This is a genomic window from Rhodobacteraceae bacterium D3-12 (assembly GCA_025916135.1).
Lineage (GTDB): Bacteria > Pseudomonadota > Alphaproteobacteria > Rhodobacterales > Rhodobacteraceae > JAKGBX01.
This window is the reverse complement of the sequence record CP104793.1, coordinates 1,472,829-1,490,013: the sequence shown is the minus strand read 5'-3', so window position 1 is coordinate 1,490,013 and position 17,185 is coordinate 1,472,829. Positions and strand designations below refer to the sequence as shown.

The 17,185-nt window shown below is 60.9% G+C and carries 14 protein-coding genes and 5 pseudogenes; 6 read left to right on the top strand and 13 right to left on the bottom strand.

What is annotated here, in order from left to right:
* Positions 1–83: 83 nt before the first annotated feature.
* A complete protein-coding gene (locus N4R57_07380; GenBank protein UYV38840.1) occupies positions 84–1,322 on the bottom strand; it encodes a DUF4115 domain-containing protein in 1,239 nt (412 codons plus the stop codon).
* A 113-nt stretch (positions 1,323–1,435) separates the two neighbouring features.
* Positions 1,436–2,659 carry a 5-aminolevulinate synthase gene (hemA, locus tag N4R57_07375; GenBank protein ID UYV38839.1) on the bottom strand — a complete coding sequence of 408 codons (1,224 nt, stop codon included), beginning with the start codon at positions 2,657–2,659 and terminating at the stop codon, positions 1,436–1,438.
* 298 nt (positions 2,660–2,957) lie between these two features.
* Here hemA and N4R57_07370 point away from each other — a divergent pair, with 298 nt between their 5' ends.
* On the top strand, positions 2,958–4,331 hold the full coding sequence (locus tag N4R57_07370) for a M20/M25/M40 family metallo-hydrolase (protein ID UYV38838.1): 1,374 nt from the start codon (positions 2,958–2,960) through the stop codon (positions 4,329–4,331).
* A gap of 57 nt (positions 4,332–4,388) precedes the next feature.
* Here the strand turns inward: N4R57_07370 and cysE are convergent, their stop codons facing one another.
* On the bottom strand, positions 4,389–5,198 hold the full coding sequence (gene cysE / locus N4R57_07365) for a serine O-acetyltransferase (protein ID UYV38837.1): 810 nt from the start codon (positions 5,196–5,198) through the stop codon (positions 4,389–4,391).
* Positions 5,199–5,283: 85 nt separating this feature from the next.
* On the opposite strand from cysE, the gene N4R57_07360 reads away from it, so the two are divergent.
* Complete coding sequence (locus N4R57_07360; GenBank protein UYV38836.1) at positions 5,284–5,622, top strand: TraR/DksA C4-type zinc finger protein; 339 nt, start codon at positions 5,284–5,286, stop codon at positions 5,620–5,622.
* Positions 5,623–5,678: 56 nt separating this feature from the next.
* Here N4R57_07360 and N4R57_07355 read toward each other — a convergent pair.
* From N4R57_07355 to N4R57_07310, 10 genes and pseudogenes are all read right to left on the bottom strand, one after another.
* Positions 5,679–7,646 (bottom strand): annotated as a pseudogene (locus N4R57_07355) (glycoside hydrolase TIM-barrel-like domain-containing protein).
* Positions 7,647–7,649: 3 nt separating this feature from the next.
* A pseudogene (locus N4R57_07350) lies at positions 7,650–7,955 on the bottom strand (terminase family protein).
* A 94-nt stretch (positions 7,956–8,049) separates the two neighbouring features.
* On the bottom strand, positions 8,050–8,400 hold the full coding sequence (locus N4R57_07345) for a hypothetical protein (GenBank protein UYV38835.1): 351 nt from the start codon (positions 8,398–8,400) through the stop codon (positions 8,050–8,052).
* A 355-nt stretch (positions 8,401–8,755) separates the two neighbouring features.
* Entirely contained in the window at positions 8,756–9,421 is a 666-nt protein-coding gene (locus N4R57_07340; protein UYV38834.1) for an alpha/beta fold hydrolase, read from the bottom strand.
* Positions 9,418–10,050, bottom strand: coding sequence for a DNA-3-methyladenine glycosylase 2 family protein (locus tag N4R57_07335; protein UYV38833.1), 633 nt, complete (start codon positions 10,048–10,050; stop codon positions 9,418–9,420). Before N4R57_07335 ends, N4R57_07340 begins: the two co-directional genes overlap by 4 nt.
* 37 nt (positions 10,051–10,087) lie before the next feature.
* Positions 10,088–10,827, bottom strand: a pseudogene (locus N4R57_07330) (cobalt-precorrin-6A reductase).
* Positions 10,824–11,866: pseudogene (locus N4R57_07325) on the bottom strand (cobalt-precorrin-5B (C(1))-methyltransferase). Before N4R57_07325 ends, N4R57_07330 begins: the two co-directional pseudogenes overlap by 4 nt.
* A gap of 112 nt (positions 11,867–11,978) precedes the next feature.
* Entirely contained in the window at positions 11,979–13,079 is a 1,101-nt protein-coding gene (locus N4R57_07320; GenBank protein UYV38832.1) for an ABC transporter ATP-binding protein, read from the bottom strand.
* Between the two features lie 99 nt (positions 13,080–13,178).
* Positions 13,179–13,406: a DUF2842 domain-containing protein gene (locus tag N4R57_07315; GenBank protein UYV38831.1), complete on the bottom strand. Its 228-nt coding sequence runs from the start codon at positions 13,404–13,406 to the stop codon at positions 13,179–13,181.
* Positions 13,407–13,545: 139 nt separating this feature from the next.
* Positions 13,546–14,840, bottom strand: a pseudogene (locus N4R57_07310) (adenylosuccinate synthase).
* Positions 14,841–15,056: 216 nt separating this feature from the next.
* Between N4R57_07310 and N4R57_07305 the strand changes: the two are divergent.
* The 4 genes from N4R57_07305 (at position 15,057) to N4R57_07290 (ending at position 17,160) form a co-directional block, all read left to right on the top strand.
* Positions 15,057–15,452 (top strand): DUF6524 family protein, encoded by a 396-nt coding sequence (locus tag N4R57_07305; GenBank protein UYV38830.1) that lies wholly within the window; start codon positions 15,057–15,059, stop codon positions 15,450–15,452.
* 164 nt (positions 15,453–15,616) lie between these two features.
* On the top strand, positions 15,617–15,853 hold the full coding sequence (locus tag N4R57_07300) for a (2Fe-2S)-binding protein (GenBank protein ID UYV38829.1): 237 nt from the start codon (positions 15,617–15,619) through the stop codon (positions 15,851–15,853).
* Positions 15,854–16,077: 224 nt separating this feature from the next.
* Positions 16,078–16,563: a bacterioferritin gene (gene bfr, locus N4R57_07295; GenBank protein UYV38828.1), complete on the top strand. Its 486-nt coding sequence runs from the start codon at positions 16,078–16,080 to the stop codon at positions 16,561–16,563.
* Between the two features lie 39 nt (positions 16,564–16,602).
* Entirely contained in the window at positions 16,603–17,160 is a 558-nt protein-coding gene (locus N4R57_07290; GenBank protein UYV38827.1) for a sugar O-acetyltransferase, read from the top strand.
* Positions 17,161–17,185: the final 25 nt, after the last annotated feature.

Genomic DNA, 17,185 nt, shown 5'->3' with positions numbered 1-17,185 from the left:
AGAGCTTCCACTGTGCTGCGAAAAACTGCGTTAGGTCAGGGGGTAGATAACCTTCTAGGCATCAACCTTCAATGCAGCATGGATCAGTCTTGCGGCTCTGGCTGCAATGATTGTGCCTCGGCCAATGCGATGACCTTGCTCAGCTCGGGATCTTGGGTGAAATCGGCCGGCTGTTGGTCGGCCAAAAGATCGGCCCGCGCCATCGAGAGGTTGCGCACCGTCGCCGTCCCCTGCCCCACCGGGCCAAACAATTCGCCGTCGATCTCGACATAAAGCGACCCTGACATGCCCGCCTGCAACGTCGGCGCTTCAACATCGACCGGAAGGGTGTATTCACCGCCCGCGTCCAGCGTGCCTTCGAAAATCACCGTGCCGTCCACCGCGCGGATACGAACCCACGCCGGGCGCACCGCAAACAAAACCACACCTTCCGGCTGTTGCGTCACCACTTGCGGCGTCGCAATCGGGCTCGTGACACCCGCTGGCGCTGCGGCCACCGGATTGCTGGTGCCTTCGACTTGCGCGAATGTCCCGATAGACGCGGGATCCAGCGTCGAAATCGGCGCATCCCGCGCCACCATTACCGGCACATCAAGAGCTTGCGGGCGGTAAAGCTTGTCCAGTGAATCCGATGGCGGTGCAAAAACGCCGCTGGCAATCGCGCCACCATCGCCCAAGCCAGCAACCACATCACGCTTGGGCGCTGCAGCTTCAAGCGGGTCCAGCTCGGCCAAAACATTGGGCGTGTGGTCCACCGGGGCGACCTGCACGCGCTGCACTTCGTTCAAAACGGTCCAACCGCCAAAACCCAACGCGCCGACAAGCGCAACCAATACCAAAAGCGAGCCGACCGCACGCGGCTCGACCCGCGACAGGAAACTGTCGCTCACCGGCGAATAGCCGATTTTTGAGCGCCCAAACGGATCGGTATCCGTGCGCCCAAGGGCGCTCCCCTTCATCTCTTTTTCGATCGGCTTGCGAATGGTCGAAGCCGCAGCCGACATGCCATGCGCCGTCGAAAATCCGCTTTCCTTACAGAAGGCGGCAAAGGCCCGATCCGGGTCCATGTTAAGATAGCGCGCATAGGAGCGCACATAGCCGGCAATGAAACCGGGCGTGTCAAATGCAGAAGGATCAGCGTTTTCAATCGCCGCGATATAGGCCGCCTTGATCCGAAGTTCACGCTGCACATCAAGCAGGGACTTCCCCAGCGTGGCGCGTTCGCCTCGCATCAGGTCCCCGAGCCGCAAATCGAAGTCGTCGAACCATTTCGGATCGACCTCTTCTTTCTCGGTCTCGCGCTTGTTTCTGCGCCCGATCATATATCTGCCCCAGGTTACGTTATCGAATCGCTTCCCCATCCCCGGCGCGACTCGCGTTTTCTCATGCCATATCCATAGCATAATACAAGGTTATTTGCACATGCAGCAATTTTCTAACCGGCCATTTCGGCACGATTCAGCGCACACTGCGCCCAAAGATTATCCATTGCATTGACCAATGCATCAATCTCATCCGGGCCATGCACCGGCGATGGGGTAAAGCGCAGACGCTCGGTGCCGCGCGGCACCGTGGGGAAGTTGATCGGCTGAACGTAAATTCCAAACTGCTCAAGCAGCATATCCGACAGCTTTTTGGTATGCACCGGATCGCCCACGATCACCGGCACAATATGCGAGCCATGATCAATGATCGGCAAACCGAGCCCCTTGAGCCGGGTTTTCAGGATTTTCGCCTGCTCCTGATGGCGCTCTCGCAGCGCCGTATCGCTCTTCATGTGGCGCACACTCGCCTGCGCCCCCGCAGCAATTGCCGGCGCAAGCGAGGTCGAAAAGATGAAGCCCGGCGCATAGGACCGCACCGCATCGCACATCTTGGCAGACGCGGCGATATAGCCCCCCATGACGCCAAACGCCTTGGCCAGCGTGCCATTGATAATATCGAGACGGTGCATCAGCCGATCACGCTCGGCCACACCTGCGCCACGCGGGCCATACATGCCCACCGCATGCACCTCGTCGATATAGGTCAGCGCACCAAACTCATCGGCAAGGTCGCAAATCTCTTCAATCGGGCCAAAATCGCCATCCATCGAATACACCGATTCAAAGGCGATCAGCTTGGGCGCCTTCGGGTCATCGGCTGCCAGCAATTCACGCAGGTGTTCCACGTCATTGTGCCGGAAAATCCGCTTGGCACCGCCATTGCGCCGCACCCCCTCGATCATTGAGGCATGGTTCAAAGCATCCGAATAGATGATGAGACCGGGAAACAGCTTGGGCAACGTCGAAAGCGTTGCGTCATTGGCGATATAGGCCGAGGTAAAGACCAAAGCCGCCTCTTTGCCGTGCAAATCAGCCAATTCCGCCTCAAGTGCCTTGTGATAGACCGTCGTGCCGGAAATATTGCGCGTTCCGCCCGAGCCCGCACCAGTGGCGTCAATCGCCTCATGCATTGCGTTCAATACGTCTGGATGCTGCCCCATCCCAAGATAGTCATTGCCGCACCATACCGTGATCGGTTGCTCGCTCCCATCTGGACGCTTCCATGTGGCGTGCGGGAAATTCCCATTCTTGCGCTCAATGTCGATGAAAGTGCGATAGCGCCCTTCCTCGTGCAGATCACTGATCGCCTTGTCCAGCTGTGCGGTATAATCCACGCGGCATCCCCTTTATCTAGTTCCGGCCCCAAAACACCGCTCGCTGGGTGTTTGAGTTCCGTCTTGGGCCACGGCCCTGTTCGCAGTTCAAACCGGTATATCCAGTCTCGTTTCCTTAAGACAGGCTACATTTTGCCGCGATCCTTTTCATTGACCTCGATCAATTTATCCGACCCGGCGATTTGAGATCAAGCCGCGCCAAGTCTAGCCAAACCTGCCCTTGCGCGTGACCGTCTGGACACTGGTTAACGGCCTGATACTCTGCGCACAAAACCACTAGGCACCAAAGGGGCTTACTATGTCGTTAACCGACGTTCTCAACCGTATTGATCATGACCTTCCCGCCGCAACCGCGCGGCTGCTCGACCTATTGCGCATCCCTTCGGTGTCCACCGATCCGGCCTATAAGGCCGACTGCGACCGCGCCGCCGACTGGCTTGTTGCTGACCTGCAAAGCCTTGGCGCACAGGCCGAAAAACACCCCACACCCGGCCACCCGATGGTCGTCGGCCATATTGACGGACCCGGCCCGCATCTTCTGTTTTATGGCCACTATGACGTGCAACCCATTGATCCGATGGAGCTTTGGGACCGCGACCCGTTTGATCCCGCGATCGAAGACACCGCCGATGGACAGGTTATCCGCGGCCGCGGCTCTTCTGATGACAAGGGCCAGCTGATGACCTTCGTCGAGGCCTGCCGCGCTTGGAAAGCCGAACACGATAGCCTGCCGTGCAAGATCACCTTTTTCTTTGAAGGCGAGGAAGAAAGCGGCTCCCCCTCCCTTGTGCCTTACATGAAGGAACACGCGGACGAATTGAAAGCTGACATCGCGCTAATTTGTGACACCGGCCTGTTCGAAAGCCGCGTTCCGGCCATCACCACCATGTTGCGTGGCCTTCTGGGCGAAGATTTCACTATCACCGGCCCCACGCGTGACCTGCATTCCGGCATGTATGGCGGCCTCGCAATGAACCCGATTCGGGTTCTCACCAAAATCCTCGCCGGTCTGCATGACGACACCGGCGCGATCACCCTTGATGGCTTTTACGACGGCGTGCCCGAACTTCCCGACGAAATTCGGGCTCAATGGCAGGGGCTGAACTTTGACCACGCCAAATTTCTCGGCGATGTCGGCCTGTCCGGCCCCGCGGGCGAGTCCGACCGCACCCCGCTCGAACAAATCTGGTCGCGCCCGACCTGCGATGTAAACGGCATATGGGGCGGCTATACCGGAGATGGCTTCAAAACCGTCCTGCCCAGTCAAGCCAGCGCCAAGGTCAGCTTCCGCCTCGTCGGCACACAAGACCCCGACGCCATTCGCAAGACTTTCCGAAGCTATCTTGAAAGCCACCTGCCCGAAGGCTTCACCGTCGAATACCGCACGGACAAGGGCGCGCCCGCCTCGCAAATGTCGATCAACGATCCGGCGTTCGAAAAGGCCCGCCTCGCGCTCACTGACGAATGGCCCGACCCCGCCTCCTATATCGGCTGTGGCGGCTCCATCCCAATCGCCGGGTATTTTCAGGATATTCTCGATATGGATGCCATGCTGATCGGTTTTGGCCGCGACGATGACCAGATTCATTCCCCGAACGAGAAATACAATCTCGAAAGCTTCCACAAAGGCACCCGTAGCTGGGCACGCATTCTGGACGCATTGTCCAAATAGAAAAAAGGCCGGCGTTCCCGATATGGAACGTCGGCCTTTTAGATAATTTTCAGCGCCTTACGCGCCGCTCTTCAACAACTGGTCCATGGTCACAGATGGCTGTGCACAGCCAGCCTCGCCCACAATCCGCGCCGGAACTCCGGCCACCGTTTTGCACGGCGGCACATCGGTCAACACCACCGACCCCGCAGCAATACGTGAGCAATTGCCCACCGAGATATTGCCCAAAACCTTCGCCCCGGCTCCGATCAGAACACCATCGCCAATCTTGGGGTGACGGTCCTCGTCCTCCTTGCCAGTCCCGCCCAGCGTTACGGAATGCAGCAACGACACGTTGTCACCAACAACGGCGGTTTCGCCGATCACAATGGAATGGGCGTGATCAATCATGATCCCCTTTCCGATCGTTGCCGCCGGGTGAATGTCGATGCCAAACACCTCCGACACCCGCATCTGAAAGAAATACGCCAAATCCTTGCGCCCGGTTGCCCACAGCCAATGCGCCACGCGATAGGCTTGAACCGCTTGGAACCCCTTGAAAAACAACAAGGGTTGTAAGAACCGGTGGCACGCGGGATCACGGTCATACACTGCGGCAATATCGGCCCGCGCATCCGTGGCAATCGACGCATCGCTCTGATGCGCTTCATCGCAAATCTCGCGGATCAACTGCTCCGGCATCTCGCTAGAGGCCAGCTTCATCGAAATCCGATACGACAACGCCCGCTCAAGTGAGCCATGGTAGAGCACGCTGGAATGCACCAGCCCGCCCAAAAGCGGCTCATCCTTCACGGCCGCTTCGGCCTCTTTCACGAGCTGTGCCCAGACCGGGTCAAGCTCGGCTAGTTTTTCGCGTGTTTCAGCCATTTGCATCCGTCCTTATCTCGCGCCACTCTACGTTAGATAGGATTGAAAAACAAAACGCAAACCTGTGATGAGGGGGATAACAATCGTGCATGACCAAAGCGTCGAGGATTTCCGCGCCCTGATCGCCGCCCGTCTTGCCGAAATCGACGCCGAAGACGCGCTAGGCGCCGATGGGCAGCAAACCGTGACGCTTGATCAACAATCGGTTGGCCGCCTGTCGCGCATGGACGCTCTGCAAAATCAGGCCATGGCCAAGGCAACACAAGCCCGCCGCGACCTCGAACGCGCGCGCCTCGCCGCGGCCCTCGCCCGGATGGACGAGGGCGAGTTCGGCTTTTGCGAAGACTGCGGCGACAAAATCCCAGACGGGCGCTTGCGGCTTGATCCCGCCGCCACGCGCTGCGTGTCCTGCCTGTCGGGATAATCCGGCCCCAAGCCGCGCTGTCCTGCAACGCCGCTCAAGATCAAAACCGCCACACCCTAAAGCGTGAGCGCCCGCACCCCAACGGCCCCCGCCCCAAACAGCGCCGACAACTGGGCGACCTGCACTTCAACCGCTCCCGTTGCCCCATCGCCAATCTGATCTGACTGCGCATAGCTCCACTCCGGCGCGCTCACCTGCTCTTCGCGCAGCACCGAGCCCGCTTTGAGCACCCGCACAAGATAGCTCTCGCTTTCTTCGCCCAATGGCACCTCTGTACCGTCCCAGCTATCCCCGCCGATCCGCGTCCGGCGGACCCAGCGAAGCGTTAAATCGCCCGCCCCGTCGATGTCGCTCACCAGATGCACAGGTGAAAGAGGCTTTAATCCGATCCCTTCAAACGCATGAATTTCATGCACATAAGACGGATCATCATAGCCGCGTCTTGCAGGCCCGATCCGGTAGTGGCGCGCAATATTGCGTTGCGCGACGCTCAATGCGATCTGCTCCGGCACACCGTTGAGCAGCACAAAATACGACCCTTCAGGCCAAATCGCAGGCATCCACGCATCGCTGCCCTGTTGCCCTCGCAGCCGGTGACTGAGCAAATAGGTGTTCTCCCCCACAAGCTCGGCATCGCGAAACTGAAACACCTCCCAGCCCCCCGGCGTGCCATCCCCGATCGCCGCTAGGTTCCCGCCGTTCAGGAACGCTGCCGCTTCAACGCTTTCCATCGCCCCTGAGGTCAGCTCAACCAAAAGCCCCTCCCCCCGGTCAATCAACCCCGGCGGCGCGGCAATCAAATCATTCTGCGTCACCCCAACCGTCGCGCGCGTCGCCACCAGTCGGTTCAGCGTGTAATTGGAATCGCTGCTCGAACTATAGGCCGCAACCGACCCCGGCCAAGGATCAGCCGTGATCGCCAGATGCGGCGCATGCGGCACTTCCTCGCCCGTCAGCAACGGCAGATCAAGAAACAGCGGAAACACCGGCGCAGGGGCAACAAAAGCGCCAAGCGTGACACCGTCTTCCTCGATCTCAACCGGGCGATATGTTTCCGGCTCGATCCGCACCGCTTCAACCATCTGCGACACGCCCATCTCAATGCGGTCAATCCGGTAAAGATCGCGCCGCTCCTCGTCTTCAAGCGCAACAACATCCCCCGCCGCAAGGTCCAGCCGTGACGGCGGCAACGCAAAGCGCACAGTGTCGCGCCCCACCCGCGCCTCAGACAGCCAGCGTTCCACCACCTGCCGCCCCTCACCACGGGTCAGCGCAATAGGCATTTCGCTGGTCGCCACCGAATGGGTGGCCTCATCCGGCAAAACCGCCTCCTCGGACAGCACCTCGAAACTCCCGTCCGCCTGCACAAACCGCAGCCGCACCCGGCCCACCAAATCGGCCTCTGACGCGCGCAGGCGCTCCACCTGCCCGTCGATCTCGTCATGCACGGCAAGTGTCTCAACCCCGATCGCGCCATCCTCAAGCCCGTCGCGCATCACAAAGGTCAAAACCCCGTCCCGCTCCACCGCGTCAAACCCATAGCGCAGCATCAAAGGCTGCAACGCCGCGCGCGCCTCGCTCACATCGCCCACACTATATCCACGCACCACACCATAAAGGCCGGAGACGTCGAAATGCGTCTCACCGGCACGCGTGCAAATCTCGGCCACAACAGAGGCCAGCGCACGGGACGAGGCCCGCCCGGTGATCCAATGCCCCTTGGCATAATTCGCCGCATCACTCCAAAGCGCCGAATTGCCGGGGAAAAACGGATAGGGGCGCGCATCCCAGGCCCAAACATGCGCGCGGCTCATATCAACCATCGGCCCGGCATAAACCGATGAGACCGGGTTCACCGCCGCATCCGCCCAATATTGGAACATCGCCCGCAGATATTGCATCTGCATGACCTCATCGCGGAACCCGCTGGAAAAATACGGCAGCGCAGATTCGGATGACTTCGGATCCAGAAACTTGTTCGGCTGGTTGGTGCCCTTGTCGATCGCGGCGCACCCCAACTCATCAACCCATGCCCCGTCAAACTGTGGCCCGCGCAGCCGCTCTGGGTCGAACGCCGAAAACACCTGCGCCACCGCCCCATTGGGCCAAAGCAATCGCCCGCGAGAGGCCTGCCACTCCGGCCTCCGGTCGGGCGGCGAACAGGCCAGCAAGCCGCTCTCGCCAAACACCATCACCTCGCGCACCTGCTCCACCGTTTCCCCGACAAGCGCGATCCGCCGACAGCGCCCCGCATCCTGCGGCCGCGCCCCCTCGACCTGCGCACGCACCCATTCTGCACCGGCGCGGGTCTTGCCCGCCCCGCGCCCGCCCATGATGACCCATGTGCGCCACGCCTCGCCTTCGGGCGGCACCTGATGCTCCATCGCCCAAAACTCAAACAGAAAAGGCAGCGCCAAAAGCTCGCCCTCACTCAACCCGTTCAGGAACTCTTCCTGAACATCTCGCCCTTCTGAGGCGATCCAAGCGGCAGCCGATCCGAGATCGTGCGTCGTCAAGGTCGAGGGGCTGCACGGCGTCTCCGTCGCGTGGTGTTGTGTTGATTGTTTCAAGTCTCTTCTCCAGTTCGTAAGCAATATCAATCCATTGGCGCGCCCGCTTGGCGGTGCGCCCTGAATTGAGCAAGTCAGTGAAATCGCCCTGTTTGGTCTGCTCGTGCAAAAGCGCCAGATCCCGCGCCAATGCTCTTAACTGTATTTCAACCGTGGCAATCGCGCGCTTCAAATGGCGCTCAGCGGTTGAGCTTTGGTTATCATTCATAGGTATGCCTGCCTCATGCGGTGCATCCTCCGCCCTCACGAGAGACGCCTCAAAACCGCTTTGAACCTACACCCAAACCCGCCCTGATTTGCCTTCCAGCATGGCAATGACCCTAGGCTAAATTGCGCCAAAAGTCAAATTGAGCACGGCGCTCTCCGTGCGCCCAGTTCATGAAAAATTAATATTTGTCAGCACCTTACAAGGCACCAATCAAACACCGCCCCGGCTCCGGACCCCTCCGACGCCCCTGCGGTAACCGCGCCCCAAACGGCCCAAAACCCACCCCTCAAGAACGCCAAAGGGGGCAGCCAAAGCCGCCCCCCTTCAATCTCTTCAACGCTGCGATACCCCCGGCCTAAAGGCCCAGCTTGTCGCGCATAAACGCCAGCGCCACAGACAGCCCATCCGGCGCGATCCCATGGCCGGTGCCCTTCATGACATGGGCATAGACCTCCTTGAACCCCGCCGCTTGCAAGGCATCGGCGGCCTCGGGCAAAGACTGCGGCGGCACCACATCATCCGCATCGCCATGCACCAGCAGAACGGGCGGTTTCGACACCGCCTCATCCACCAGCAATTCGGGCGACAACACCCGCCCCGAAAACGCGACAATCCCGGCGATCTCGTCCTCGCGGCGCGGCGCCACATGCAGGCTCATCATCGTGCCTTGGCTGAACCCGAACAGCACCATCTGCTCGGGCAACAGATCCTCGTCCACCAACAGCGCGTCAAGGAATGCGTTCAAATCCTCGACCGCCGCCTGCATGCTGCGCTCTGATTCTTCTTCGCTCGACCCGTCTATCCACGGAATCGGAAACCACTGGTATCCCATCGGCGCGCCGGGGCAGTTCTCCGGCGCATCCGGGGCCACAAACAATGTGTCCGGCAAATGCTCGCCCAGCGGATCCGCCAAGCCCAGCAAATCCGCGCCATTCGCGCCATACCCATGCAGGAACACCACGACAGACCGCGTCGTCCCCGATTCCGGCCCCTTGCGGCCTGCCTTCAAAACCCGTGTCATCTGATACCTTCCCTCGCCTTTGCCACCCGGTAATAGGCCCAGAGCAATCGCGCCGCAACCGATCGCCACGGCGCCCAGATTTCGGCCATCTCGCGAAACGCCCGCTCCTTGGGCCGCGCCTCCAAGCCGTAGAGCAACCGCGCCGCCTCCTGCAAAGCAAGATCGCCGGGCGCAAACACATCCGCCCGCCCAAGGCTGAACATCGCGTAAATTTCCGCCGTCCACGCGCCGATCCCCGGAACCGCGACCAGCGTGGCTATCACCTCATCGCTGGATCGCTCGCGCAATGCGGCATAATCAATCCCCGCCCCCGCCAGCGCCAATGCATAGCGTTGCTTGGGGCGGCTCAGCCCAACTGCGCGCAGCCCCTCTTCCCCCGCCGCCAAAACCGCCGCTTCCTCGGTCAACCCGGCATCGCAACACCGCCCCCAGATCGCTTGCGCCGAGGCCACGCTTACCTGCTGGCTCACGATCGCGCTCAACACCGCGCCAAACCCGTCGGGCTTGAGGCGCAGCGGCACCTCATCCACGGCGGCAAACGCCTCTGCCATGCCCGCATCCCGCACCGCCAACCACTCGGCCCCTTCGCGCACACATTCCGGCCCGGTGATGACACGCCCCACGCTCATCTCATCGCCATCCCGGCCCTATGCGCCACATAACCGCTCATCCCAACAGCCCTTCGACCCAGCCCAACGCCGCCTCAACCGACCGCACAGGCACTACCCCATCGGGCAGATCGGGCCGCTCAATCATCCCCACGCGAACGCCCAAGTTTCGCGCCGCAATCAGCTTGGTTTGCGACGCCGCCCCGCCCGCGTTCTTCACGATTAACCAATCCACCCCCAAGCGGCGAAACAACGCCTCCTCCTCGGCAACAGAAAACGGTGGCCGCCCCTGCACCCACTCTCCTCCGGCAAAGGGAAACGCCGTTGATGGCGCATCAATCACCCGCGCAAACACCCGCCGCCCCGTCAAATTCTGGAACTCCGCCAAGGTCTTGCGCCCAGTGGCCAGAAACACGACCGAACCTGCCGCCACATGCGCCGCCGCCTCTACTCCGTCTTGCAACGCAACCCAATCATCCCCCGGCCCCGCGGCCCGGCAGGGCGCTGAAACAGGCAATGCGCCACATCCAAATCTCTGCAAATCCGCGCCGTCCGAGCGCTCACCCGGTCCGCGAACGGATGGGTCGCATCCAACACCGCACCGATCCCCTCACGTTGCAAATAGGCGCGAAAACCCGCATCCCCACCAAACCCGCCCACCCGCGTGGGCAAGGCCAATTGCGCAGGCCGCCGTGTCTCCCCGGCGAGCGAGGCCACCGCCTCAACGCCCGCCATGCCGGCCAAAGCTTGGGCGAGCTCCCGCGCCTCGCCGGTTCCGGCTAGCAACAACAGCTTCACGCGCCCGCCCTCGCGATAATCTCGCCACCCCGGTCAATCACCACAACGTCAAAGCGCATTTCACCACCAAACCGCGCCTCAACCTGTGCCAAGGCCCGCCGCGCCACCGCCTCTGCCAAAGGCGCGCCCGCGATCTCATAAGCCTGCAACGCGGTGTTCGCACCCGCCACCCGCGCATCGCCTGCGATGTCGGCCAATGCGTCAAAATCCACCTGCCCGCGCTTTGAATGCAAATCCCAATGCCCCTGCGCCAGCTTGGTGATCTTGCCAATCCCGCCACCAACCGTCACCCGCGCCACAGGGTGTTTCGCAAGGTATTTCAACATCCCGCCCACGAAATCGCCCATGTCCAGCATCGCCCCGTCGCTCAGCCCGTAAAGCCCCTGAACCACCCGCTCGCTGGTTGCGCCGGTGCAGCCCGCCACATGGCCCAACCCTTCGGCACGTGCCACATCAATCCCGCGATGGATCGAGGCGATCCAAGCCGCACAGGAAAACGGCCGCACAATCCCGGTCGTCCCCAGAATCGACAAGCCCCCCTTGATCCCCAACCTCGGGTTCCACGTCTTCTGCGCCAGCGCCTCGCCGCCCGGAACACTGACGCGAATTGTGATATCGCCCAGCTGTCCCAACCGCGCCGCCATCTCTTCAACGGTCGCGCGCATCATCGCTCTGGGCACCGGGTTGATCGCCGGCCCCCCACAGCCACAGGCAGGCCCGGTTTGGTGACAACGCCAACGCCCTCACCGGCCTCGAACACCACGCCGCCGTCCGAAGACGACACCCGCACCCGGATCAACGCGCCATGGGTCACATCCGGGTCATCGCCCGCATCCTTGACGATGCCCGCCTCGGCCCAACCCTCGCCAATATCTTGGAATGCCACGTCAAATTCCGGCCGCTCGCCCTTGGGTAGGGTAATCCGCACACGTTCGGGAAACCCCTCCCCCCACAGCGCCATCAACGCCGCCCGCGTCGCCGCCGTCGCACAGGCACCCGTGGTCCACCCCCGGCGCAATTCTGCTCGCTCATCGCTCATCCATTGCAACTATAAGCAGCCCCAAACCATCCGCAAACACCCTGAGTCTTCTGTTGGGAAAATACCTCGGAAAGCGCGCGCGCCATCCGCCATGAACGGCCCTGCCGTTCCGTCAGCCCAACACCGGAAACACAAAACACCGGTCCCGCCGGATGGTCAGCCACAAAGGCTTGCCCGGACTCGGCAAAAACACATTCGGCACCGTCGCCTTGAACATCGAGCCGTCAAAATCCAGCCGAAACTCCACAAGGCTCTCCGACCCCATAAAACGCGCCCGTTCAACCACGCCGCGCGCCGGCACCCCATCCTGAGGCGTCGGGTCCGGACCACGGCCGTTGCGATCAAAGTCAATCTTGACATGCTGCGGGCGGATCACGATCTCCACCGCTTGCCCGTCCGGCACACCGGGGGCCAGAAACTGACCAAAGGCTGTATCGGTCAGCGCTCCTTGAACAACACCGCCTATCACATTGATATCGCTAAAAAAGGCAACCGCCGCCTTGTCAACCGGCGCGTTGTAGATGTTATAGGGCGCGCCCTGCTGAACAATCCGCCCACCGCGCATCAAGGCGATCTCATCGGCCATACGCATCGCCTCTTCCGGCTCATGGGTGACCAACAGAACGGCGGCATCCTCGCGCTTCAACACCTCCAGCGTCAGATCGCGAATGTCATCGCGCAGCCGGTTGTCCAGCCCGGAAAACGGCTCATCCATCAGCATGATTTTCGGCCTTGGCGCAAGCGCCCGCGCCAACGCCACCCGCTGCTGCTCACCGCCCGACAACTCATGCGGATAGGCATCAATAAAGCGGCCCAACTCCACCGCCGCCAACAGCTCTTCAACCCGCGCCCGCTTGGCCTCGGCATCCATCCGCAACCCAAAGGCCACATTCTGCGCCACGCTCAAATGCGGAAACAACGCGAAATCCTGAAACATCAACCCGATGTTGCGCCGCTCCGGCGGCACCCGGAACACCGTGTCGCAGATCAACGTGCCATCGGCGAAAATTTCGCCCGAATCCTGCATGTCGACCCCGGCAATCATCCGCAGCGTGGTCGACTTCCCACAGCCCGATGGCCCCAAAAGGCACGTCACCCGCCCCGCTTCGACCTGCAGCGAAACGTCATCCACCACCGCGCGCCCATCATAAACGCGCCGCAGATTGCGAATCTCAAGCCGTGGGGGCGCCGCATGTCGTGTCGTGATGTTCAACCGGTAGGCCTCGCATTAACCGATGAAAACCATCGGGTTTCGCCGAGGCTTAACAGCCCACGTACCTCCGGGCAAGCCAGAGAGGCGCGCCCGCATCGCTCAGCCCTGCTCATCCGGGTCGGGCTGACCGATCCCCTTGAAAACGCCCTTGAACGGCAAAATCCACGCCACACCCACCGCAAGATAGACCGGCACAGACAAGTAAATCGGCATGACACCAATCCGGTTCAGGATCGTCACCGCCAAAACCACGTAAAACGGCAACCAGATCAGCAAAACCACCAGCGCCCACCGCCGGCGTGCCTTATAGGACAAGTTTTCAAACATCGCTTTCCCTTCCCAGCACGAATTCTTTCAAAGAATTCGGCCCGCTTTTTGTCACAAAAAGCGCGCCACCTGCACCTTGACCGCCCAAAAATCCTCCAAGGATTTTTGATAGAATTCTTCGAAAGAATTCTAAGCCACCTCAATCCGCGAAGGGATCAGTCACCAGAATCGTGTCTTCCCGTTCCGGGCTGGTCGACAGCAACGCAACCGGACATTCGATCAACTCTTCCACCCGGCGCACATATTTGATCGCCTCCGCCGGCAGATCCGCCCAAGAGCGCGCGCCTTCGGTCGACTCACTCCACCCCGGCATCTCCTCATAGATCGGCTTGCACCGCGCCTGGCTCTCTGCTGCCGTGGGCAGGTAATCCAACCGCTTCCCATCCAGCTCATAGCCAACACAGATTTTCAACGTCTCAAACCCATCCAGAACATCCAGCTTGGTCAGCGAAATCCCGTTCACACCGCTGGTCGCACAGGTCTGGCGCACCAGACAGGCATCAAACCAGCCACAGCGCCGCTTGCGCCCGGTGGTGGTGCCAAATTCATGGCCCCGCTCGCCCAGCATCTGCCCATCGGCATCTTCTAACTCGGTCGGGAACGGCCCCTCACCCACACGGGTGGTATAGGCTTTGACGATCCCCAACACGAAATCAATCGCGCCGGGGCCAACGCCCACGCCGGTCGCCGCCTGTCCGGCAATCACATTGGACGAGGTCACAAACGGATAAGTCCCGAAATCAATATCCAAAAGAGCGCCCTGCGCCCCCTCAAACAATATCCGTTTCCCGGCCTTGCGCTTCTCGGCCAGAACCTTCCAAACCGGTGCCGCAAACTTCAAAATCTTGGGTGCAACCTCGCTCAGCAACGCCACCAAAGCATCGCGATCAATCGGCTCGATCCCCGGCCCTTGCGCAGCGGATCGTGATGCTGCAACGCGCGGTCCACCCGCGCCTCCAACGTCGCCTTGTCAGCCAGATCCGCAACCCGGATCGCCCGGCGCCCCACCTTGTCCTCATAACACGGGCCAATCCCGCGCCCGGTGGTGCCGATCTTGGTGCCCTTGCTCGCCGCTTCCTCGCGCGCCCGGTCCAACTCACCATGAAACGGCAGGATAAGCGGCGTGTTCTCGGCAATCATCAACGTGTCGGGCGAAATCTCGACCCCTTGCCCGGTGATCGTCTCGATCTCCTGCAACAGGTTCCACGGATCCAGCACAACACCGTTGCCAATCACCGACAGCTTGCCGCCCCGCACCACACCACTGGGCAGCGCATGCAGCTTGTAAACCTTGCCATCAATGACCAATGTATGGCCCGCATTATGCCCGCCTTGAAAGCGACAGATCACATCCGCCCGCTCGCTCAGCCAGTCTACGATCTTGCCTTTTCCCTCGTCACCCCATTGGGCGCCGACTACGACAACATTGGCCATGATGGTCCTCTTTTCTTGGATCAAACCCGCGTCGGTATATCGCCCCATCGCTCCGGGGAAAACCTCTTATCCGCGCATTCGGCAAATTCACCGCAGCACTGGACAAACCGCGGACAACCCGCTCAACTCCGCCACGGTAATTTACCGCACCACTCCGCCACGCCAAAATCGAACACAACGACACCACGAACCAAGACACCTTGAAAAGAGACCGCCATGGGATTCCTACTGCGTTGGGCCTTCGCCTTCATTCTTCTTGCCGCCACCTTCAACCCGACCGATTGGAACTTTGTCCAATGGGCACGCAGCAACTATGCCTCGCAAATGTCGCTCACGGTGCTGTTCGCCCTCTTGCTGCTCGTCGGCTACATCATTTACCTGCGCGCCACGCTGCGTTCGATCGGGGCGTTTGGCATGGGGCTGGTGCTCGCCGTTGTCGCCGCCCTGCTCTGGGTGCTTTACGATCTCGGCTGGCTGAACCTCGAAGACGCAACGCAAAACACCTGGATCGGCCTTGTTTCGCTCTCCCTCGTGCTCGGCGTCGGCCTCAGCTGGAGCCACGTGCGCCGCAAGCTCTCGGGACAGGCCGACATGGATGACATCGACGAATAGGCTGACAGCTAAAAGCGCGGCAAAGGCGACCCGAAACACCCGGATCGCCCCCTTTGCATCGCGGTCCCGCGCAGTTTTTATTTCCAAGTGTTTCCATCGGAATTGACAACCTGAGTGTTTTTGTCAATAACTTTCCCCATGACCATGCCTTTGGGGGGATACCCATGATCATTTGTAGCTGTCAGAAGATCTCGGACCATGACATTCATGCCGCCATCGACTGGATGCGCAGCTCTGATCCGCAAACCGTCATCACCCCCGGTCGCATCTATCACGCCCTTGGAAAACAGGCCGATTGCGGCGGCTGCATGAAACTCTTCGTGTCGACCATGCGCTCGAACCCCAAGGTCGGCGTGCCCGCCGAACTGCGCAATCTGCGCATGGCAATCGCCGCTGAATAAGCGGCGCTGTGTCCCGCCCAAACGGCTTTCATTCCGCGTGGCCTCCCCTTTCACAGCCCCTCAAAACACCGCTTTTGGCGCTGCCAACGCCGTGCGTTCCGCTGCGACTCACTCTCAATTTAGAATGATTCAAAATTGCCTTGCGCGCCGCGCCGCCGCGTTTAATATAAATTCATCAAGCGAACATGCCCGCGTCTAACACTGTTAAAAACAAAGGAAACGCCATGAAAGGTGACAAGAAGGTCATTGAATATCTCAACAAGGCCCTGCGCGTCGAACTGACCGCGGTGAGCCAGTTTTGGCTGCACTACCGGCTTCAGGCCGACTGGGGCTATGGCAAACTGGCCAAGAAGATGCGCGAAGAGAGCATCGAAGAGATGGAGCACGCAGACAAGCTGATCGACCGGATCATCTTCCTCGAAGGCCACCCCAACCTGCAAACCCTCGACGCGCTGCGCATCGGTGAAAACCTGCGCGAAACCCTGACCTGCGATCTCGACGCCGAGATGGAGGCCGTCGCGCTCTATAGCGAAGCCCGCAAATATTGTAACGAAGTTGGCGATTACGCCTCGATGCACCTGTTCGAAGAGCTGATTCTCGACGAGCAAGGCCATATCGACTTCCTCGAGACTCAAATCGGTCTGCTCGACGAAATCGGGGTGCAGAACTACGGCCAATTGAACGCCGATTCTGCCGACACCGCCGAATAAGACATCCGGGCGCAGCGCCTGCCGCTGCGCCCCATGGCTATGGCTGATACACCCCGCACCGAACGCGAGAAAATGAAGGCAGGCGACTGGTACTCCTGCCTCGACGCCGAGCTTGACGCCCTGCGCCAACCGGTGCGCGCCGCGCTCCATGCCCACAACACGCTTCCCCCCGATGAACGCGGGTTGATTGCGCCGCCGCTCGCGGCCCTGTTCGGCGCGGTTGCGCCCGATGCCATGATCGAAGCCCCCTTCCACTGCGCCTATGGGTTCAACATCCATCTGGCGGCGGGCGTTTTTCTCAACGCCGGCTGCACCATCCTCGACACCGCACCGGTGCATATCGGGGCGCGCACCTTGCTTGGCCCCTCGGTGCAGATTTATTGCGCCGAACACCACCAAGACGCCGACAAACGCGCCGCTGGCCTCGAAATCGCCCGCCCCGTCACCGTCGGCAATCACGTCTGGATCGGCGGCGGCGCGATCCTGCTTGCAGGCGTCACTGTCGGCGACGGCGCAATCATCGGCGCAGGCAGCGTCGTCACCCGCGATGTGCCCGCCGGGGCCACGGTGGTCGGCAACCCGGCCCAGCCGCGCTAGGCCCTGCGCGCGCCAAACCGTGGCA